General features: G+C 67.6%; 21 protein-coding genes. 9 read left to right on the plus strand and 12 right to left on the minus strand.

What is annotated here, in order from left to right:
- Positions 1-14: 14 nt before the first annotated feature.
- Together QX204_RS13870 and QX204_RS13875 are read right to left on the minus strand one after the other, a co-directional pair.
- Positions 15-824, minus strand: coding sequence for an SDR family oxidoreductase (locus QX204_RS13870; RefSeq protein WP_301907181.1), 810 nt, complete (start codon positions 822-824; stop codon positions 15-17).
- Positions 821-1,498 carry a hypothetical protein gene (locus QX204_RS13875; protein ID WP_301907182.1) on the minus strand — a complete coding sequence of 226 codons (678 nt, stop codon included), beginning with the start codon at positions 1,496-1,498 and terminating at the stop codon, positions 821-823. The genes QX204_RS13870 and QX204_RS13875 overlap by 4 nt, the downstream gene beginning before the upstream one ends.
- Positions 1,499-1,609: 111 nt before the next feature.
- Between QX204_RS13875 and QX204_RS13880 the strand changes: the two genes are divergently transcribed.
- Complete coding sequence (locus QX204_RS13880) at positions 1,610-2,287, plus strand: TetR/AcrR family transcriptional regulator (RefSeq protein WP_301907183.1); 678 nt, start codon at positions 1,610-1,612, stop codon at positions 2,285-2,287.
- Between the two features lie 12 nt (positions 2,288-2,299).
- Here the strand turns inward: QX204_RS13880 and QX204_RS13885 are convergent, their stop codons facing one another.
- From QX204_RS13885 to QX204_RS13915, 7 genes are all read right to left on the minus strand, one after another.
- The gene (locus QX204_RS13885) at positions 2,300-3,067 is read right to left on the minus strand and encodes a methyltransferase domain-containing protein (protein WP_301907184.1); all 768 of its coding nucleotides are present in this window, start codon (positions 3,065-3,067) and stop codon (positions 2,300-2,302) included.
- Positions 3,068-3,143: 76 nt separating this feature from the next.
- The gene (locus QX204_RS13890; protein WP_301907185.1) at positions 3,144-4,082 is read right to left on the minus strand and encodes a PDR/VanB family oxidoreductase; all 939 of its coding nucleotides are present in this window, start codon (positions 4,080-4,082) and stop codon (positions 3,144-3,146) included.
- 12 nt (positions 4,083-4,094) lie between these two features.
- Positions 4,095-5,387 (minus strand): Rieske 2Fe-2S domain-containing protein, encoded by a 1,293-nt coding sequence (locus QX204_RS13895; protein WP_301907186.1) that lies wholly within the window; start codon positions 5,385-5,387, stop codon positions 4,095-4,097.
- A gap of 40 nt (positions 5,388-5,427) precedes the next feature.
- A complete protein-coding gene (locus QX204_RS13900; protein ID WP_301907187.1) occupies positions 5,428-6,315 on the minus strand; it encodes a TIGR03621 family F420-dependent LLM class oxidoreductase in 888 nt (295 codons plus the stop codon).
- A gap of 16 nt (positions 6,316-6,331) precedes the next feature.
- Entirely contained in the window at positions 6,332-6,757 is a 426-nt protein-coding gene (locus tag QX204_RS13905) for a MarR family winged helix-turn-helix transcriptional regulator (RefSeq protein WP_301907188.1), read from the minus strand.
- Between the two features lie 28 nt (positions 6,758-6,785).
- Complete coding sequence (locus tag QX204_RS13910) at positions 6,786-7,277, minus strand: nuclear transport factor 2 family protein (RefSeq protein WP_301907189.1); 492 nt, start codon at positions 7,275-7,277, stop codon at positions 6,786-6,788.
- A gap of 364 nt (positions 7,278-7,641) precedes the next feature.
- Positions 7,642-8,124, minus strand: coding sequence for a nuclear transport factor 2 family protein (locus tag QX204_RS13915; protein WP_301907190.1), 483 nt, complete (start codon positions 8,122-8,124; stop codon positions 7,642-7,644).
- Positions 8,125-8,367: 243 nt separating this feature from the next.
- Here QX204_RS13915 and QX204_RS13920 point away from each other — a divergent pair, with 243 nt between their 5' ends.
- The 4 genes from QX204_RS13920 (at position 8,368) to QX204_RS13935 (ending at position 13,471) form a co-directional block, all read left to right on the plus strand.
- Positions 8,368-9,984 carry an ABC transporter substrate-binding protein gene (locus QX204_RS13920; protein WP_301907191.1) on the plus strand — a complete coding sequence of 539 codons (1,617 nt, stop codon included), beginning with the start codon at positions 8,368-8,370 and terminating at the stop codon, positions 9,982-9,984.
- 6 nt (positions 9,985-9,990) lie between these two features.
- Positions 9,991-10,944: an ABC transporter permease gene (locus tag QX204_RS13925; RefSeq protein WP_301907192.1), complete on the plus strand. Its 954-nt coding sequence runs from the start codon at positions 9,991-9,993 to the stop codon at positions 10,942-10,944.
- Positions 10,945-11,033: 89 nt separating this feature from the next.
- Positions 11,034-11,849 carry an ABC transporter permease gene (locus QX204_RS13930; protein WP_301907993.1) on the plus strand — a complete coding sequence of 272 codons (816 nt, stop codon included), beginning with the start codon at positions 11,034-11,036 and terminating at the stop codon, positions 11,847-11,849.
- The gene (locus QX204_RS13935) at positions 11,846-13,471 is read left to right on the plus strand and encodes a dipeptide ABC transporter ATP-binding protein (protein WP_301907193.1); all 1,626 of its coding nucleotides are present in this window, start codon (positions 11,846-11,848) and stop codon (positions 13,469-13,471) included. Before QX204_RS13930 ends, QX204_RS13935 begins: the two co-directional genes overlap by 4 nt.
- Here QX204_RS13935 and QX204_RS13940 read toward each other — a convergent pair.
- Both QX204_RS13940 and QX204_RS13945 read right to left on the minus strand, forming a co-directional pair.
- Positions 13,460-14,302 (minus strand): LLM class flavin-dependent oxidoreductase, encoded by an 843-nt coding sequence (locus QX204_RS13940; protein WP_301907194.1) that lies wholly within the window; start codon positions 14,300-14,302, stop codon positions 13,460-13,462. The genes QX204_RS13935 and QX204_RS13940 overlap by 12 nt on opposite strands.
- Entirely contained in the window at positions 14,299-14,955 is a 657-nt protein-coding gene (locus tag QX204_RS13945) for a TetR/AcrR family transcriptional regulator (RefSeq protein ID WP_301907195.1), read from the minus strand. Before QX204_RS13945 ends, QX204_RS13940 begins: the two co-directional genes overlap by 4 nt.
- Before the next feature lie 262 nt (positions 14,956-15,217).
- On the opposite strand from QX204_RS13945, the gene QX204_RS13950 reads away from it, so the two are divergent.
- Both QX204_RS13950 and QX204_RS13955 read left to right on the plus strand, forming a co-directional pair.
- Entirely contained in the window at positions 15,218-15,604 is a 387-nt protein-coding gene (locus QX204_RS13950) for a helix-turn-helix domain-containing protein (protein ID WP_301907196.1), read from the plus strand.
- Complete coding sequence (locus QX204_RS13955; protein WP_301907198.1) at positions 15,604-17,046, plus strand: MFS transporter; 1,443 nt, start codon at positions 15,604-15,606, stop codon at positions 17,044-17,046. Before QX204_RS13950 ends, QX204_RS13955 begins: the two co-directional genes overlap by 1 nt.
- Positions 17,047-17,075: 29 nt before the next feature.
- Here QX204_RS13955 and QX204_RS13960 read toward each other — a convergent pair whose 3' ends face one another.
- Positions 17,076-18,050, minus strand: coding sequence for a LysR family transcriptional regulator (locus QX204_RS13960; protein WP_301907200.1), 975 nt, complete (start codon positions 18,048-18,050; stop codon positions 17,076-17,078).
- Positions 18,051-18,149: 99 nt separating this feature from the next.
- Here QX204_RS13960 and QX204_RS13965 point away from each other — a divergent pair, with 99 nt between their 5' ends.
- Complete coding sequence (locus QX204_RS13965) at positions 18,150-19,523, plus strand: MFS transporter (protein ID WP_301907201.1); 1,374 nt, start codon at positions 18,150-18,152, stop codon at positions 19,521-19,523.
- Complete coding sequence (locus tag QX204_RS13970) at positions 19,520-20,266, plus strand: 3-hydroxybutyrate dehydrogenase (protein WP_301907202.1); 747 nt, start codon at positions 19,520-19,522, stop codon at positions 20,264-20,266. The genes QX204_RS13965 and QX204_RS13970 overlap by 4 nt, the downstream gene beginning before the upstream one ends.
- The last annotated feature ends 12 nt before the right edge of the window (positions 20,267-20,278 follow it).

Consider the following 20,278-nt stretch of genomic DNA (forward strand, 5'->3'; position numbering starts at 1 on the left):
CGGCGGGCACACTCTCAGGATGATCGGGTCCGCTCGAGGTAAGCCTGTCGTCCGACCGGGTCGAAAGCGCCGTAATCGGCACCACCGACGAACCGTTTGAGGTGCCACATGATCTGCGCGGGGATGATTTCCTCGAGCAGGCCGATCGGGGCGAGGTATCGGGGAACGGTCACCTCGCCTCGGCCGTGTCCCGCGCTGTCGACGATGGCAGCGGCGACGGTTTCGGGTGCGAGGGTGGGTTGCAGGCGAAGTAACACCCCGGCGGTCAGGTCGGTTCGGGTGGCGGCCGGCATGACGGTGGTCAGGGTGACGCCGGTTCCGGCGAGTTCTGCTCGGACGGCCCGGGAGAGGGCGACCACGCCGAATTTCGATGCGCAGTAGGTCGCGATACCCGGGGTGGTGACCTTGCCCGCCATCGAGGACACGTTCACGATGTGTCCTCGTCCACGTCGGATCATGTCGGGTAGGACGAGGTGCGTTCCGGTCAGCACCGCTCCCAGGTTGATCGCCAGCTCACGCTGTAACGCGGCGAGGTCGTGATCGACGAAACGGCCCATGAGCTGGATTCCGGCGTTGTTGACCAGCATATCGATGGGCGCTCGCTCCGACGCTGCTCGAAGGAATTCCTGGAAGCTGGATTCGTCGGTGACGTCGAGGTAGTGCGCGTGGGCACCGAGTGTCTCGGCGGTCTCCTGTGCGGCAGCGAGGTCGCGATCACCGATCCAGACGGTGGCTCCGCGACGGGTCAGTTCCGCGACAGTGGCGCGTCCGATGCCGCGGGCGCCACCGGTCACACAGACGTTGGCGCCGTCGAGCCCGATCACAGCGGGCTGCCCACGGGGTGCCGCAGGGCGAAGTAGGCGATGAGACGGATCTCCTCGGCCCCTGTGAACAACAGTGCGCGGCCGAGATATACGCCGGGCGTCAGTTCCACGATCTCGTCGCGCGTCTTGCGGATCGGGAAGGTGCGGACGCCGGGGTTCTTGTGCTGCGGCACGCCGTAGTCCAGGGCGCGCACTGTGACTCGCGGCTCGATGAGACCCCGGTCCACAGAATGGTGGAAGTGGAACCCTTCGGCCTCGCCGCCGACCATTCGGAGTCCTAGGTAGCCGAAGGTGACGAGGGGCATCGCCACCAGCGCGATCGGGGACAGACGATTCAAGCCCGTGCCCGCCGCCAGATCGAAGGATTTACCCCGCCACGTCGGGTCGACCTTCATGAGCTGGTTGGCGAGTACGGCTTCGGGAATGCCGAACAGCTTTCCGACGATCTGGCCTTCGAGCTTGCCGTCCAGATCGCGGGGTTCGACGCCCGCGCCGAAGAGCTGTGACAGCGCGTCGCGGTCGTCTCGGCTTCCCAGCGCACGGAGGTAGGACCACGTCTCCGTCCGCGCCCGAGTCGGGCTGTGCTCGGCCAGCGCGCGGAGCTCATCGAGCATCACAGTGGCGTTCGGTAGGTGTTCCTCGGGCATCTCGACACCCTTCAGGTCTGCGGTCATCACTCGACTTCCAATCTGGTACGTAGTGGTACCTGAATCAACTGGTACGAAACTGTGCCAGAATTGCTCGACGGATGTCAACGGTGAACCGGCTGTCGCGAAGGTGGGAGAATGCTGCGCGTGTCCTCAGCCGGTAAACGCAGCTACGGGGGAGAGTCCGCACCGGATCGCGTCCGGCGGCGGCGCTCCCAGTTGATCGATGCGGCCCTGACTGCGATGGCCGAGAATCGGTGGCGGTCCGCGACCGTCGCGGGGCTCTGCGTCGAGGCGCAACTCAACAAGCGGTACTTCTACGAAAGCTTCGTCGATCTCGACACGCTGGCGAGCGAGGTGATCGATGAGGTAGCGGTGGAAGTGGGTCAGGCCGCTGTCGCCGCCTACGTGGACTCGATCGAGCTGCCCCTCGCAGACCAAGCGCGCGCCGCGGTCGATGCGGTGGTCGCCGCGTTGGGGACCGACCCGCGGAAGGCGCTGGTCCTACTCGGCGGCGTGGCCGACAGTCCTACTGCCCATGCTCGGCGAGCAGAGGCGATGAAGGGCCTCACCGCGATTCTCATCGGCCACGCCCGCAGCGTGCACGGTGTCGAACTGGAAAACGACTCGCTCGCCGCGAGTGCTCCGGCCTTCGTCATCGGCGGAACCGCCCAGGCGATCCTGTCCTGGGCGGACGGGACCGCGCCCATCGACCGGAGCAGCCTCGTAGAGGACATCGCTTCGCTGTGGCTCGCCGTGGGAGAAAGCGCGGCGGGTATCGCCCGCTCCAGGCTCGAAGCACCAGGGCGGCACTGAGTCGGCGGTCGGCTACCTCACCGTCGACTCGTCGTGGTCCTGTGTCCGGTCCGGCGGCTTACGCCAGACCGACACATGGTTCTCGCTGTCGTCGGTGAACGGAGTACCGAGCCAGTCCGCGCTCCGCCGCTCCAGCGACAACCCAGCCAACTGGGCCATCAGATCGCACTCCGCGGGCCAGACGTAGCGAAAGTGGCTGGCGCCGTACGTCACCGTGCCATCCGGACGGTGTCGGTAGTGATGCGATGTGCCCTGCTGAGTGCTCAGGTTGTAGGTGTCGAACCCGACGTGGTGGCTGCCCACATGGAACGGCACCGCCGCTTGGCCGGGTGGAAACCGGCGGATGCCCGGAACCCACAGCTCGACAACGAATCTGCCGGCGGGTGCGAGATGCCGTGCGGCATTGCGGAAGCACTCGACCTGCTCGGCTTGGGTTCGCAGATTCCCGAGGCTGTTCCACACCAGGTACACCAGGGAGAATTGGCCCGGCACCCTGCTCGATGCCATGTCGCCGATGATCACCGGCACCTCGGGGCGCTTGCGGTGCAGCTGGTCGACCATGTGTGCGGACAGCTCTATTCCACTCACGTCGACGCCCTGCTCGATCAGCGGAATCGCGACGCGGCCGGTCCCGATGGCGAATTCCAGCGCGGCACCACCGTCTGCCGCGTCCGCCAGGAACCGCACCGTCGGATCGAGCACTTCGGGCGTGCGCATGAAGGCCGAATCGCGGTCGTAGCGTTCGGCCTGTGCGGCATCCCACATATCGCTGCTCACCACACAGCCGACCTTGCCCTCGGGAACCGGTTGCCGCCACTCATTTTCGAGATTCGCGCCCAGACTCGGCTGACTGTCTTCAGAGGTCCACCTCGAGGACGGGGGAGTGGGCTCGTGACGAGCACGTGGTGAACATGCCGTCGGCGCGTTCGGCGTCGGTGAGGACGTCGTCGCGATGGTCGGGTTCGCCGGCCAGGACCCGCACGACGCATTCCCCGCAGATGCCCTGCTGGCACGAAAAAGGCGCGTCGACACCGTTGTCCAGAAGGACATCGAGCACGCTCTGGTCCTCGGCGACACCGTATTCGGCGCCGGTGGAGGCCACTCGGACAACGAACCCGGCCGGGTCCGCGTCGGTCGGTGCGGTGCGGTCGGTGCCGAATCGTTCGGTGTGCAAGGTGTGGCGCGGCCAGCCGAGCGCCTCGGCCTTGCCGAGGACGTAGTCCATGAAACCGTCCGGGCCGCAGACATAGACCGCCGTTTCCGGCCGTGGATCGCCCAGATCGCGAGCCACATCGAGCCCGATGTGCTGGTCGTCGAAATGGAAACTGACGCGAGGGTTCGCCGTCAGCTCGTCGAGGAAGGCGGCGTGGGAGCGGCTCCGGGCGCTGTAGTGCAGCACGTACTCCGCGCCCGCCCGGTCGAGCTCGGTGAGCATGGCGAGCAGGGGCGTGATCCCGATCCCACCCGCGATCAGCACATGACGGCGTGCCGTAGCCAGCGGAAAGTGGTTGCGCGGAGCGGAGATCCGCACCCGATCACCCACCGCGAGCGCGTGCATCGCCCGGGATCCGCCGCGCGAGTTCGGCGCGTTCAGCACGGCCAGCCGATACCGGCCCGGCTCGGGTGGTCCGCACAGTGAATACTGGCGGACCGTCCCGGAACCGAGCCGGATGTCGATATGGGATCCGGCTGTGTAGGAAGGGAATTCGGTGCCGTCGACCGGGGCGAGGTCGAGCACCACGATGTCAGAGGTCGCCAGGGTGCGGGCACGGACTTCCGCGTCGATCCAGGTCATGGCGTGCCCCGGTCAGACACCGGCTACCGGCACCGCCGCCGCGGTCTCGTCCGCCGTGGCCCCGGCGAGGGTGAACAGGCCGGCTTGGGTGTGCCGCACCGGTTCCTCGATCAGGCTCACCCCCTGCGGATCACGGCCCGCCTCCACGTCGTCGATCATCGTCCGCAGCAACCGGCGCAGCAGCACCACGCCACGGTCCGTCGTCGCCAAGGTCTCCTCCGAGTGCAGCGCGACCGGACCCTGCGAGGTCATCACCTCGCCGTCGCCGGGGAAGCGCTGACGTTCCTGGTCGGTCAGCTCCCAGGCGTTCTTGCCGTCCTGGGTGATGCCGAACAGGAACCGTTGCACGCGTGCGGGATCGCTGGCCCGGATGGAGAAGAACGCGCGATGACGGGTGTCGTCGATCGGGACCGCCCAGATCACCATGTCGGCCTTGGTGTCGGGGGTCAGCTCGACCCAGTCCGGCAGCACCGTGGCATTGGGCAGGTGCAACTCCGCTCCCCAGACCCGCTCGGTCCGCACCCCGTCGCGTTCCTTGTCCAGGAACCGGACGCCGTACTTCGCCCCGAAATCGGTGCGGTCGTAGCTGACCCGGCCCGGCAGGGTGTACGGATCGAAGAAGTCCTCGGGGAAGCCGGTGGTGCCGGTGCCGAGGAACTGGTAGCCGCTGTGCTGGGAGTGCAGCCAGTTGATGTGCACCGGGTCGATCGTGTTCTCGTAGATCAGCAGCCAGTGGAAATCCTGCTCGGCGCCGGTCACCGACAGACCGGGGAACGGCCACTCGGCGAAGTACTGCTCGCCCTCGGCGAGGTCTTCGAGCACGTCGTAGCGTGGCAGCACGGGCTTGCGGTCGGGCGGGCCCATGTAGACGAACACCAGCCCGTAGCGTTCCTCGACCGGATACCACGGCTGACGCGCGGCATCGCGGCGCTTGCCGCGATCGAGTTCGGCGGCCTGCTCCAGGCATCGCCCCTGCACATCGTATTTCCAGCCGTGATAGCCACAGCGCAGCCCGTCGTCTTCGATCCGGCCGAAGAACAGACTGGCGCCGCGGTGCGCGCAACGCTCGAAAACCACGCCCGCGCGGCCGCTTCCGTCCCGGAAGACGACCAGGTCCTCGCCGAGGACGCGAGTGCGATGGGGTGCTTCGGCGGTGAGGGTGGCTGAGGTGGCGATCGGGTGCCAGTACCGTCGCAGCGCCTCGCCCATCGGTGTGCCGGGGCCCACCTCGGTCAGTCGTGCGTCGTAGGACGGGGCCTTGCGGCCGTACCCGGTACCGGTGTCCACCGTGGTCGGTTCGGTCATGTCGGTCTCCTCCGCGTGCGAAAGGCGTTGTGCTGCTCCGTTATCGGAGCGCCTGGATGATCGGGGCGAAAGCCTCCATCTCGGGTTCGAGCACGGTGTAGTAGGTCAGGCCGAGGGTCTTGCGCCGTTCGCGCAGGGTTTCGGCGTTCTCCTCGGGTGTGCCGAACAGCAGCGACGGCAGCTCGTAGAGCTCATCGGGCGTGAGGTCGAGCCGGTTCTGCCAGACATCGGTCACGCCGTCGGTCGCGCCCTTGGGCAGCACCTTGTGGATGGGAATGTTGAACTCCACCTGGTCGATCCGGTCGCCGAGCAGCCCGCGCACGTAGTCGATCCGGTCGGTGACCTCGGTGATGCCGCCCAGCTTCAGCCCGTCGCCGTCGCGGACCTCGGTGGTACCGGTGAAGGCGATGATGTCGGCGTGGGCGGCCGCCAGCCGCAGGACCCGCGCCCCGCGACCGGCGATCAGGATCGGCGGGCCGCCGGGCTGCTCGAACCGGGCGTACTGGTCGAGCTCGGATGCGGGTTTGCGGAACTCGGCGATCGTGCGCTCCAGCTGGGAAACCCGTTCGCCCGCAGTGGGAAACGTGATTCCGGCCGCGTCGAACTGCGCGCGGTCGTAGCCGGCGCCCAGTCCGAGTTCGACCCGGCCGCCGGAGTACCGGTCGACCGTGGCGAGGTCGCGGGCCAGCACCGTCGGGTGGTAGAAGGCGGTGTTGAACACCAGCGTGCCGATGCGGATCCGCTCGGTCGCCTCCGCGGCCAGCAGCAGGGTCGGGATCGGGGCGGGCATGCCGAGGTGGTCCGACACCGAGATGACGTCGTAGCCCAGTTCCTCGGCCTTGCGTACCTTGGCGATCCATTCCGCCCTGGTGGACGGGGTGAACAGGCAGAGACCGAAGCGGAACGGTCGGTCGTACAGGGAAGTCATGGCGCTCCTCGCGAGCTCATTCAGTGGCGATGTTGTCGGCGATCTTGGCCAGCACCGCGTTGGCGGCGAGGAATTCCTCCTCGGTGATGCCACGCAGCGATTCGTCGGCGTGCGCGTTCACCAGAGCCTCGGCGCGCTCGTGCGCCGTCTCGCCCGCGGCGGTGAGCCGCAGCGTCGACCCCGAGACCTCGACCCAGCCGCGGCCGACGAAGTCGTCGACGATCGGCTGGTAGGTCGGCGCGCCGTCGGAGACCAGGAACGGCTCGAACGCCGCGTCGAGTTCGGCGACGCTGTCCAGACCGATCTGCAGGGCGTGCAGGATCTGCCAGTCCCGGCGGGTGAGGTTCTGCTCGTGCAGCAGCGCGCCGGTGGCGATGTCGAACCGCTGGTGCAGGTGCAGCAGCCAGTACCCGATGCGCTTGGTCGTGTTCTTCTGGAGCATGACGAGCCTCTCTGTTGTCGAACGTCGGCTACTGCTGCCAGCCGCGCGAGTACGGGATGACCCAGTACAGGTCGAGGGCGATCCGCGCGAACCGCCAACGGCCGCCCTCACGGACGTACTCGTCGGTGAACTTGCCTGCCACGAAAGAGCTTTCGGTGTCGAAGACGACCTTCTCCTCGAAGAACGACACGCCGGTGGCCCGATCGCCGAGGATCTCCACGTCGTGCCCGTGCAGGAACTGCTTGACCAGCACCTGACCCGCCGGGCTGTTGTCCTCGATGAGCTGCGGCAGCCCGGCGAAGTACGCCTGGATGGCGGCTCGACCGTCGGCTTGGCCCAGATGGCGGTAGTCGAGATAGGCGTCGGCGCTGAACAGTTCGCCGACCTGGTCCCATCTGCCCTCGTTGATGTAGCGGGGTAGGTCGTGACGCAAGGTGTTCAGCGCGCGGACGGCCTCGAGCGTCTCGAGTCGTTCGGTGAGCTGCTCGACCTGCTCGACCAGGTCCAGGACTTCTGACATCGCGGTGGCACCTCTCGTTTCCGGGCCGTCGTGTTTCTCGGGCCGGGCCGAAATCACCTTCGCACGCGATATTCGGGGGTCACAAGATCGCATCCGAAACCCTGCGGTTCGACCGTAGGGTTTCGGCTGTCGATCCCGCAGAGGTTGCGATTTCGCAGAGGCGGCTGGATAAGTGTTGTAGGCACATCGGTGACAGTTCGATCGTGGTCCCGCAATTCGCACGATGAATTGTTTCCCAAGTGCTCGGAACATATTGTCACCGATGTGTCCGAACAATTCGGTGACCGACTGCGGCGAAGTCCCGTGCACGCAAAATCGGGCCGAACTCGGTGAGGAGTCCGGCCCGATTCTTCCGAGCTGGTGTTCAGCCCGGTCCGTGCCCCGCGGCGACCCGGCCCGCGACATGGCGCACATCGCGATGGGAGATGAGCCACTCACCCTCGTACTGCTCGAACTCGTCTTGGACCAGTCCGATGACGACCCAGTCGGCCGGTCGTCCCACGTCGGTGGCAGCCGTGCTCGAGAACCAATGCCACACGGTCGCATAGGCGGTGAGCAGGGGTTTGTCACCGTTCCACTCGATGGTGGCCTGTCCGATGACGTGGGCGACCAGGGAGCGCTGCGACTTGGGTACCCGGCTCATGTGGTCGGTGAACTCGTCACGACCGTGGAACAGCACCGGCGGGCCGGGCATGATCCGGTACTCGATCAGCGCGTCGGGGGTGAAGCACTCGCTGAACCGCTCGCTCTCCTGGGTGTCGGCGATCCGGAAGAATTTGTAGAACGTTCGGAAGATCGCCCGCTCCGCTTCGATCGTGGCGAGCAGATTGTCATGTACAGCGGTCACGTCGGTCCTTTCTCTGCCGGGCGACAATCCATCGCCCGGCGCGCCGTTCGGTAATCGACACGATGCGAAGCTAGCACGGTGCCCGATACCACCCGATGGTGTACCGCACCATTCGGTGCGACGATGTATTCCGAGCGAGGTGATCCGAATTGTTGACCGGGTATTTCAAGGTGTGGAATGTTTCGTCGTGTCGCCCGCCGTGAGTCCCACGTGAATCCGGGCAGTAGACAGAGGAATTCTTGCGTGAGCAGTGTTGTGCGTTCGAAGTCGATTCGTTGTGCCGTGGCATCGGCGGCGGTGGTCACCCTGTTCACCGGTGCCTGTGGCACCGGTGGTGAGCAAGGCGGCGATGCCGGTCCACCGAGATCCGGTGGCACGCTGAAGTTCTCGGTCGCCTCCGACGCGGGCTGTGTCGATCCGCAGCAGGTGGGCAGCAGCGACACCCTGTATTCGCTGCGTGAGACGGTCGATTCGCTGACCGACCAGGATCCCACCACCGGCAAGACGGTGCCGTGGCTGGCGCAGAGCTGGGAGGTGAGCCCTGACGCCAGGTCGTTCACCTTCCGGTTGCGCAACGACGTGACCTTCAGCGACGGCACCCCGCTGAACGCGCAGGTGGTGAAGGCAAACTTCGACGCGATCCCGAAGCTGGGCGCACTCGCCATCCTGTCCAAGGGCTATATCACCGGCTACGTCGGCACCGAGGTCGTCGACGAGCACACCGCCAAGATCACCTTCGAACAGCCCAACGCGCAGTTCCTGCAGGCGACCTCGACCGCCGCGCTCGGCCTGATCTCGGCGGCCGATGCCGCGAAGACGCCCCAGCAGCGCTGCAGCGACGGCGTGATCGGCTCCGGACCCTTCGTACTGTCGAAATATGTGCCCAACCAGTCGATCACGATCAGCAAGCGGATCGGCTACGGGTGGGGCTCGCCGTTGTGGACCAAGCAGGGCGAGGCCTACCTCGACTCCATCGAGTTCACCGTCATCCCCGAATCAGGGGTCCGCGCGGGCAGTGTGCAGTCCGGCCAGCTCGACGTCGCCACCGGTCTCGGCCGCGCCGACGAAGCGGGATTGAAGGCGTCGGGGATCTCCCTGCTGACGCGATCGCACCCGGGCGCGGTGTTCAACCTCGGCCTCAACAACTCTCGGCCGATCCTGCGGGATGTGCAGGTACGCAAGGCGATTCAGTCCGCCGTCGACCGCCGTCAGATCGTGGAGGCGGTCTTCGCCAGCGGGACCGTGCCCGCTACGGGCATCCTCTCGCACACCACCCCCGGCTACACCGACCTGTCGGCGGATCTGGCCCTGGACGTCGCCCGGTCCAAAGCGCTGCTGGACGCGGCCGGCTGGCAGGTGGGCGGTGACGGCATCCGGCGCAAGGACAACACCCGGCTGAGCCTGACCGTGGTGTGGTTCAACAACTCCCAGAACACCCGGGCCGCGCTGGAACTGGTGCAACAGCAGCTCAAGGTGGTCGGGGTGGAGTTGCAGCTGCAGGAGCTGCAGGTCACCCAGTTCCCGCAGCTGCTCGGTTCCGGTGACTTCGACGGACTGTGGGGCGGCGACCTGAGCCGGGCCGATCCCGATTGCCTGCGCACGCTGTACTCGACCCAGCAGGTCAACGCCTACCGGCTGCCGCCGAGCGAGCTCGACGGACTGCTCACCGCCCAGGCGGCCGAGGCCGATCCGGCCAAGCGCGCGCCCCTCGTGGAGCAGGCCCAGCAGCTGGTCGTGCGCAATGCGTATGTGATCCCGGTGGTGGAGCTCGAGACCGTGCTCGCGGCGGCGCCGACCGTGCACGGCCTGACCTTCGAGTCGTCGAGCCGGACCCGGCTGCACGACACCTGGCGGAGCTGAACCGGCATGGGACGGTACGTGTTACGCCGTCTCGCCCAGGCGGTCGGGGTGTTGTGGGCGGCGTACACCGTGTCGTTCTTCGTGCTCGAATTCCTGCCGGGCGACCCGGTGTCGGCGATGGCGGGCGGCGGACTGAACTCCTCGCCGGTCGACCCGGCCGAGCTCGCCGCACTGCGGGCTCAGTACGGCTTCGACAAGCCCATCGTGGTGCAGTACCTCGACTATCTGGGCCGGGCACTGGTCGGCGACTTCGGTGATTCGGTGGCCACGGGTCGGTCGGTGACCGCCACGATCGCCGCGGCGCTGCCACCGACCCTGCAGCTCACGGCGGCGGCCCTGGTGCTCGCCGTGCTGTTCGGCGGCGGGCTCGCCGTGGCGGCCACCTACACCTCGCGGCGCTGGCTGCGGCAGGTGCTGCTGTCGCTGCCGCCGCTGGCGATCTCGATCCCGTCCTTCTGGGCGGGCCTGATGCTGGTGCAGCTGCTGTCGTTTCGGATCCGGCTGTTCCCCGCGTTCGGCAATGCCGGGCTGGCCGGGTTGGTGTTGCCCGCGATCACGCTGGCCATTCCGACCGGCGCGCTGATCGCGCAGGTACTGGCCAAGAGCTTGCTGACCACCCTGGACGCGCCGTTCGTGCAGACCGCTCGGGCCAAGGGCGCCAGCCGGATCCGGGTCCATCTGCGGCATGCGCTGCGCAGTGCGTCGCTGCCCGCGCTCACCATCGTCGGACTGCTCGTCGGACAGCTGGTGGCCAGCGCGGTGGTGATCGAGACGGTGTTCTCGCGCAACGGACTCGGGCGGGTCATGGCGGGCGCGGTGAGCGTGCAGGACATTCCGCTCGTGCAGGGCGTTGTGGTGTTCGGCGCGTTCGTCTTCGTCGTGGTGAACCTCATCGTCGACCTGATCTACCCGGTGCTCGACCCACGGATCGTGGTCGCGCGCCCGAGGAGTTACGCGTGACCGACACCGTGCTGACCGAGGCGGCCGTCCTCCGAACCGTCGTCGACGAGTTCGACGACGAGTACCGTCCGGGTTTCGACTGGCGCAGACTGCCGCGGTTCCTGCTGTACCGGCCGGGTCTGGTGCTCTCGGTGGTGACGCTCGTGCTGGTGGTGCTGGCCGCGCTGTGGCCGACGCTGTTCACCGACCGCGATCCGCTCTTCGGCGTCCCGTCGGAGATCTTCGCCCCGCCCAGCGGACAGCACTGGTTCGGCACCGACGAACTCGGCCGCGACATGTTCACCCGTGTCGTGCACGGCACCGCGCTGTCGTTGCAGGCGACGGTGATCGCGGTGGCCGTCGCGTTCCTCGTCGGGGGCGCGATGGGCCTGATCGCCGGGTTCGTCGGCCGCTGGGTCGACGACGTGCTGATGCGCTTCGCCGATGTGCTGCTGTCGATTCCGTCGCTGTTCCTGTCGTTGGCGCTGGTGACCGCGCTCGGCTACGGCACCGTGAAGGTGGCGATCGCGGTGGGTGTGGCGAGCGTGGCCGGCTTCGCCCGGGTGATGCGCGCGGAGGTGCTGCGATTACGGCAAGCGGTGTTCGTCGAGGCCGCGTGGTCGTCGGGGGCGCGCTGGTACACGGTGCTCGGTCGGCACGTCCTGCCGAACGCGATCGGCCCGGTGGTCGTGCTGGCCACCTTGGATCTCGGAACCGCCGTGCTGGCGGTGTCGTCGCTGAGCTTTCTCGGTTACGGCGCGGTGCCACCGGCGCCGGAGTGGGGCTCGCTCATCTCGAGCGGCCGGAACTATCTCGCCAACGCGTGGTGGATCTCGACGATGTCGGGCCTCATGGTGGCGTTCGTCGTGCTCGCGACCAACCGGATCGCGCGGGCACTCGATGGAGAGTGGGCGAATCGACGATGACCGGGAATCTGCTGGAAGTGCGTGGCCTGTCGATCTCCTACCGCACCAGCACGGGGCGGGTGCGCGCGGTAGGGGCGGTCGACCTGGACATCGCGCCGGGCGAGATCGTCGCGCTGGTCGGTGAATCCGGCTCGGGCAAGAGCTCGACCGCGCATGCCATCACCGGGTTGCTACCGGCCGCCGGGCACATCGACGCGGGACGGATCCAGTTCGGCAGCAGGGACCTGGCGCGAGCGGGCGACCGGGAGCTGCGCGCGATTCGTGGGGCGCAGATCGGCTTGATCCCACAGGACCCCGGTGTCTCGCTGAATCCGGTGCAGCGCATCGGCACACAGGTCGCCGAGGTCCTGCTCATCCACGGCCTGGCGACCCGGCGTTCGGCGCCGGAGGCCGTGGTGGACCTGCTCGAGCGGGCCGGGATGCCCGACCCGAAGACCCGTGCCGACCAGTATCCGCACGAACTCTCCGGGGGCATGCGCCAGCGGGCGCTCATCGCGATCGCCATCGCCGCGAACCCGGCGCTGATCATCGCCGACGAGCCGACCAGCGCGCTGGATGTCACCGTGCAGCGACGCATCCTCGACCACATCACGAGCCTGACCGAAACCCTCGGCACCGCAGTGCTTCTGGTGACTCATGACCTCGGAGTCGCCGCTGACCGGGCCCAGCGGATCGCGGTGATGTCGCGGGGCCGGATCGTGGAGAGCGGGCCGACCCGCGAGATACTCGACAACCCGCGCGATCGGTACACCCAGCAGCTGTTGCGCAGCGTGCCCGGACGGGCCGGTGTCCGGGCCCGGCCATGTCGGCCGGGCACCGAACCGTTGCTCGCGGTCGAGAACCTGGTGAAGGAGTTCCCGCTGCCACGCGCGAAGATCCGCGCGAAGATCGTCCGTGCCGTCGACGGCGTGAGCTTCTCGCTGCATCGGGGGGAGACCCTGGCACTGGTGGGGGAGTCGGGGTCGGGCAAGTCCACCACGGCCAGAATGATTCTGCGCCTGGCCCCACCGACGTCGGGGCGCGTCGTGTTCGACGGCGACGATGTGACCGCCAGCAAGGGCGCGCGCTTGCGGGAGCTGCGGCGGCGCGCCCAGGTGATCTATCAGAATCCGTACGAGTCGCTGGATCCGCGGTTCTCGATCCAGGACGTGATCAGCGAGCCGCTGCGGGTTTTCGGCGTCGGTGACCGCGCCTCGCGGGCGGCGCGGGCGCGCGAACTGCTCGACCGGGTCGCGCTTCCCGCGTCGACATTGGGGCGCAGGCCCGCGGAGCTCTCCGGTGGACAGCGTCAGCGGGTCGCGATCGCCAGGGCGCTGGCCCTGTCGCCGGAGCTGGTGGTCTGCGACGAACCGGTCTCGGCGCTGGACGTCTCGGTGCAGGCGCAGATCCTCGACCTGTTCGCCGAGCTGCAAGCCGACACCGGCGTGGCCTACCTGTTCATCTCGCACGATCTGGCGGTGGTGCGCCAGATCGCTCACCGGGTGGCGGTCATGCGAGAAGGCCGCATCGTCGAGATCGGCGCCACCGAGCAGCTTTTCGACGAGCCGGCTCACGAATACACCCGTCAGCTGCTGGCCGCCATCCCCGGCGCCGACCTCGTCGATGGGAGCTCAGGTGCCTGACAGCAGGGTCACCACGGGCGCCAGCTCGCGCGCCGCGTCGTCGTCGAGAACGATGTAGGAGATACCGAACTCGTCGCGCAGACGGCGCAGTTGATCGGCCGCCCGCGCGGGCGATCCGGTGAGCAGGTTCGGGGCGTCATCGGGGATCGGCGGACCGATGGTGCTCGTCGGGGTGCTGAAGCGCAGCGCCCGTTCGATTGCGGAAAGCCTGGGGCCCGCCGCAGTCTCGAGCCATTCGACCTGACGGGCGAGCTGGTCGCGGGAGAAGGTGCTGAACGCGATGGTGTCGGCTTCGGCCGCGGCGAGTTCGGTCGCCCGTCGTCCGCCCGCGGCGAGCAGCAGCGGCACCTTCCTCGGTGGTGGGGGAACCAGGGTCGTTCCGGTGTTCGCGTAGTGGGCGCCGGTCGCCTCGACCCGCTCACCGCGAAACAGTGCGTTGACGATGCCCACCGACTCGGCGAGGCGCTCGAACCTGATCCGGTCGGACTCGGCCGCGATCCCGAGTTCGCCGTAGCCGATGGCGGTTTGACCGGCGCCGAGCCCGAGCTGGAAGCGGCCGCCCGACACCAGGTCCAGGGTGGCGGCTTCGCGGGCGAGGACGAACGGATTGCGGAAGTCGTTGGCCAGCACCCACGTTCCCACCCCGAGAGTGCTCGTCGCCGCGGCGGCGTAGGCGAGCGCGGTCAGTGGCGCCGGCACCGGTGCGGGTAGGTCGGGCAGCAGCAATGCCGAGATCCCGGTGTCCTCGGCCCAGCGCGCGGTCGAGGTCCATGCCTCGGTGTCGGCGGGGGAAACAGTGACGAGGCCGAACCGGAAAGGATGGTGGCTCACGAGTTCTCCGGTGTCGCGTAGGCGCGCAGGAAGGTGTCGACGGCCGAGGTGGCGACCGCGTGCATCTCGGCGGTGGAGACCTTGCGGGTGCCCAGGCGGGTGCGGCCCTCCATCGGGCCGGTGATCAGCACGAGGAACTGCTCGGCGGCGATCGCCGGATCGCTCGTGCGCAGCCGACCCGACAGCGACAAGCGTGCCAGCCGATCCGCGAGCGCGTCGCCGAGCTGATCGGAGGTTCGGCTCACCACGACATCGATGAGATCGGGGAACTGCGCGACCTGACCGTAGGTGAGCCAGCGTAGTGACCGCGACTGTTCGGTACAGCAGGACCGGATCAGGCGGAACGCCACGTCTTCGAGGGTGGCGCGCAGATCCTCACCGGGATTCCGCAGTCGCTCGACCACCGCCAGGTTCTCGGCGAGCACCGCGTCGCTCACCGCGGCCAGGGTGTGCCGGAACAGCGTTTCCTTGTCGTTGAGGTGGTTGTAGATGGTCGGTTTGGCGACGCCGGCCACCTCGGCGATCTCCTGCACGCCCGCCTGGGCGTACCCACGACGCGCGAAGACGACGAACGCCGCCTCCAGAATCGCCTGCCGCTTGTCGATGCGTCCTCGCGAGGCCGACTGTCCGGTCGGCGTTGCTGCTACTGCCATACCTGAACCATAGCGCAATCGCGCCACAACTTGACTTGCGGGTTCATTCTTATATACCCGAGTTGCGATGCTCATGTGGGAACATTAAAGTGAACCCGCAAGTTCAAATCGATCTGTTCCACATCGGGAGAAATCTATGATGCAACCCCCAGGAGACAGCCTCGATCCGCTTGCGTGCCACAGTGTTCGGCCGAATGGAAGCCCTCGGTCGAGCGATCGAAGCAACGCGGTCGGTCTCCAGGCCGGGCCGTGGCTGGAGATCTTGCAGGCACCCGAGCGAAACGGGCTGACGGTGACCGAGGTGTGCCGTCGGTACAACATCTCGCGCAAGAGCTACTACAGCTATCTCGCGCGCTACCGGGCACACGGGGTGGCGGGATTGGCGCCGCGGTCGCGACGGCCGAAGAGTTTCCCCGCCCGCACCTCCGCCGATATCGAGGCCGTCGTGGTGCGAGCACGGCTCGACCGCCCGCAGTGGGGAGCGCGCAGAATCCGGGCGCAGCTGTTGCGAGCCGGTTCGGGCCGCGTCCCTTCGGTGTCGACAGTGCACGCGATTCTGCGCCGCCACGGCCTGGTGGGCGCGGGGTCGGCGACCGAGCAAGTGATGACCACACACCGGACACCTAGCCGCGCAGGGAGCTACACCTGATGACTACTTCGACTTCCACGCAGGACGATACGACCGAGAAGTCGTATCCGCGGCGGTGGGCCGCGATGGTCGTGCTCGTGCTCGGCTTCACCCTCGATCTGCTCAATGTCACGATCGTCAACGTCGGACTACCGGCGATCCAAGCCGATCTCGGCGGAACTCCATCACAAGTCGGGTGGATCGCCACGGCCTATCTGCTGGCCTTCGCGGCCGCCCTGATCACCGCGGCCCGATTGGGCGACCTGTGGGGGCGCAAACGAGTATTTCTCGTCGGCCTGGTTCTGTTCGCGTTGGCCGGTGCCTGGTCCGCGCTCGCGAACACTCCGGGCGAACTGATCGCCAGCCGCGCCGCGCAAGGCGCCGCCGCGGCGATTCTGGCGCCGCAGGTTCTGTCCAGCCTGTTCGTTCTCTTCCGCGGACCCGAACGGGCCACTGTCCTGGGCATTTTCGGTGTGGCCGCGGGACTCGCGCAAGCCGGGGGATTGCTGCTCGGCGGTGTGCTCGTCACCGCCGACGTCGCCGGTCTCGGCTGGCGGGCGATCTTCTGGATCAGCGTCCCGGCCGCCCTGATCCTGGCGGGTCTCGGCGCGTGGCTGATCCCGGAGAGCCGCGCCGAAGGTGCGCTGCGGCCACGATGGCTCGCCGCGATCGGTCTGACCGTGGGTCTGGTGGCCATCGTGTTCCCGCTGCTGGAAGGTCGCACCTACGACTGGGCGCCGTGGATCTGGCTGCTGCTGGCCGCCGGTGTCGCCCTCGTGGCTCTGGTCGCCATCGGCGAGAACCGCAACCCCGACGCTCGCGCGGGTGCGCTGCTGCCGTTGGAGCTGCTGCGTGCGCGTATCAGTAGCGTCGCACTCGTCGTTCAGTTGGTCGCGTTCGCGGCCTTCAGCGGATTCCTGCTCGTGTTCGTGCTCTGGCTCCAAGAAGGTCAGGGCTACACGGCTTTGCGGGCCGGCGTGGTGACCGTGGCGTTCTCGATCGGCGGACTGGCGGTGGCCCCGCTGGTGGGTCGCCTCACCGTGCAGTTCGGCCGCTCGACCGTCATCGCGGGTGCTTTGTTCGGCGCCGTCGGGACCCTGGCGGTACTGGGCGCGGCCCTGACCTCGACCACAGACGTCAATCCGTGGCTGCTCGCACCCGGTCTGTTCGTCATCGGCATCGGGATCAACCTCGTCCAGCCGCCGTTGACCACGTTGTTCCTGTCGACGGTGCCCACACGCTACGCGGGGTCGGCCTCGGGGATCTGGACCACTGGTCAACAGTTCGGTGGCGCACTGGGTGTCGCCTCGCTGAGCGCTATCTTCTTCGGTGTGGTGGCCGGCGACGGCTACCGCGGCGCTCTGACGGCGTGCACGCTGACGATCAGCGCGGCGCTGGTGGTCAGTGCGGCGCTCAGCCTCGCTCTGCCCGCCCCGACTGCCCAGCCGCAAGACAACGGATAGCGATGCCGAAAATCGTGGGCGACAGCCGGTCAGCCGGATGGTTCCACGCGGTCGCCGAGTAGGTCGTCGCGGCGGTCGCCCACGGTGGCACGCAGTGCCTCGACGACCGCTGCGACTTCGGGACGGCGCAGCGTTTCCGGGCGAGTGACGAGCCAATAGGTGAGTTGGACTCGGACCTCGTCGGGTAGAACGCGGATGAGGTCGGAGTGGCGGTCGGCCATGAAGCAGGGCAACAGGCCGATGCCCGCCGATGCCCGGGTGGCTTCCACATGGACGAAGACGTTGGTGGAGGAGACGGATCGGCGCATGGTGGGAGCGAAGGCGAGAGCCAGGTCGAGGTCGTCGACCTGGAGGATGGACTCGATGAAGTAGACCAGCGGGTAGCGGGCGAGGTCGGCGACGGTGGTCGGGACGCCGTGTTCGGCGAGGTAGTCGCGCGAGGCGTACAGGCGCAGGCAGTAGTCGCCGAGCTCTATCGCTACGGCGCGGTGTACCTGGGGCTTGCCGACCACCACTTCGATGTCGAGGCCGGTTCGCTGGGTGGATGCGCGGCGGGTCGCGGCGATGATGTCGACGGCGACGCCCGGATGTCTGCGCTGCACGCGAGCGGCGGACGGCGGAGCCAGGTAGGCGCTGAAACCGTCGGTGGCCGAAATCCGCACCACCCCTTCGAGCGTGCGCTCGCCCGCGCTCGAGCCGAGCGATCGGACGGCGGCCTCGACGGCTTCGGCCGCGGTCAGCGCCTCGCGGCCGAGGTCGGTGAGCTCCCAACCACCGGTGACCCGGGTCAGTACCCGCCCGCCCATGGCGTGCTCGAGGGCCGCGATGCGCCGTGAGATCGTCGTGTGGTTGATGCCCAGTTCCTCGGCGGCGGTGATGTAGCGCCCCGACCTGCCGACCGCGAGCAGGACCAGCAGATCGTCAGCGCTCGGTCTGCGTCCCGACGTCGAGGAAGAATGGCTCACATGTGCAGTTTCGCAGATTGCTGCTGCGAAACTGGCCATTGTCACCGAGATGGATCTGCACGAATACTCTCCTCACGGCTTGTGGGCCACGTCACAGTTGCCTCGTGATGTGGCCTGGAACATCGAAGGAGTAGTGCGATGAGCGTGCGGAACGCGATACGACCGACCGGCGACGACCCGGACGAGGCCCCCACAGGACTACGGCGGGTAGTGGCCGCCTCGATGGCGGGCACCGTCGTCGAGTGGTACGAGTTCTTCCTCTACGGCACCGCCGCGACCCTGGTGTTCAGCAAGGTGTTCTTCTCCAAGGAGACCAGCGACCTCGACGCCATCCTGGCCGCCTTCGTCACCTACGCCGTCGGTTTCGCGGCGCGCCCGCTCGGCGGCATCGTCTTCGGCTACTTCGGCGACCGCTACGGCCGCAAACAGCTGCTGCAGGTGAGCCTGGTGCTCGTCGGCGCGGCGACCTTCCTGATGGGCTGTCTGCCGACCTTCGCCCAGATCGGTTACTGGGCGCCGGCGATGCTGGTGATCCTGCGCTTCGTCCAGGGTTTCGCGATCGGCGGCGAATGGGGTGGTGCGGTGCTGTTGGTCGCCGAGCACAGCCCGAGTCGCAGTCGCGGTTTCTGGTCGAGCTGGCCGCAGGCCGGTGTGCCCGCGGGCAATCTGCTCGCCACGGTCGTGCTGCTGGTACTGACCTCGACGCTGTCGGACGCGGCGTTTCTGAGTTGGGGCTGGCGCGTGGCGTTCTGGCTGTCGGCGGTGGTCGTGCTGGTCGGCTACTACGTGCGGACCAAAGTCACCGACGCCCCGATCTTCGTGGCCGCCCAGCAGACGATGGATCAGGCCAAGGCCGCGGCGTTCAGCCCGTTCGAGGTGCTGCGCAAGTACCCGCGCGGGGTGTTCACCGCGATGGGTCTGCGGTTCGGCGAGAACATCATGTACTACCTGGTCGTCACCTTCTCGATCACCTATCTCAAGGTTCACGTGCATGCCGACACCACGACCATCCTGTGGTGGCTGCTCATCGCCCACGCCGTGCACATGGCGGTGATTCCGTTGGCGGGCAGGCTCGGTGACCGTGTCGGGCGCCGCCCGGTCTACCTGGCCGGTGCCGTCGCCGCGGCCACCTGGGGCTTCTTCGCCTTCCCGATGATGGACAGCGGCAACAGCGTGATCATCCTGTCCGCCATCATCATCGGTCTGGTGTTCCACGGGTTCATGTACGCCGGTCAGCCCGCGATCATGGCGGAGATGTTCCCGACGCGGATGCGCTATTCCGGTGTGTCGCTGGGTTATCAGGTCACCTCGATCGTGGCGGGCTCGCTGGCGCCGATCATCGCGGTCAAGCTCCTCGACGAGTTCGGTTCGTCGGTGCCGATCGCCTGGTACCTGGCGTTCGCGGCGACCGTCACGGCGATCGCGGTGGTGTGTGCCAAGGAGACCCGCGGTATCGACCTGGAATCTGTGGACCTCGCCGATGCCTCCGCCGAGAAAGGTGTTGCCGCATGACCGATCTCACGGGGCGCAAGGCGCTGGTCACCGGCGGCGCGAGCGGCATCGGCGCGGCGTGCGCGCGCGAATTGGCCGCGCGGGGCGCGGAGGTCACCGTCGCCGATATCGACGGAGTCGGGGCGAAAGCGGTCGCGCACGAGATCGGCGGACACGTCTGGAGTGTCGATCTGCTCGAGGTCGACACCCTGGCCGAGTTGCGTCTCGATGTCGACATCCTCGTCAACAACGCGGGCGTGCAGAGCGTGAGCCCCATCGAGGACTTCGCGCCGCATCGGTTCCGCGCCATGCAGACGCTGATGGTGGAAGTGCCGTTCCTGCTGATCCGCGCCGCCCTGCCCCACATGTACGCCGAGGGTTTCGGGCGGATCGTGAACATCTCCTCGGTGCACGGGATCCGTGCCTCCCAGTTCAAGGTCGCGTATGTGACGGCCAAACATGGGCTGGAAGGGCTGTCGAAGGTGACCGCGCTCGAAGGTGGTCCGCACGGGGTCACCAGCAACTGCGTCAGTCCTGGATACGTGCGAACGCCCTTGGTGGACAAGCAGATCGCGGAGCAGGCGGCCGCGCACGGCCTCCCGGCGCAGGAGGTACTCGAGAAGGTGCTGCTCACCGAGAGCGCGATCAAGCGGTTGATCGAGCCGGAAGAGGTCGCGGCACTGGTCGGTTGGCTCGCTTCCGACATCGCGGGCATGGTGACCGGTTCGTCCTATGTGATGGACGGAGGGTGGAGCGCGCGATGACCGCGGTGGGTG

It is taken from the genome of Nocardia sp. PE-7, from assembly GCF_030486425.1.
In the GTDB taxonomy this organism is placed as follows: Bacteria; Actinomycetota; Actinomycetes; order Mycobacteriales; family Mycobacteriaceae; genus Nocardia; species Nocardia salmonicida_A.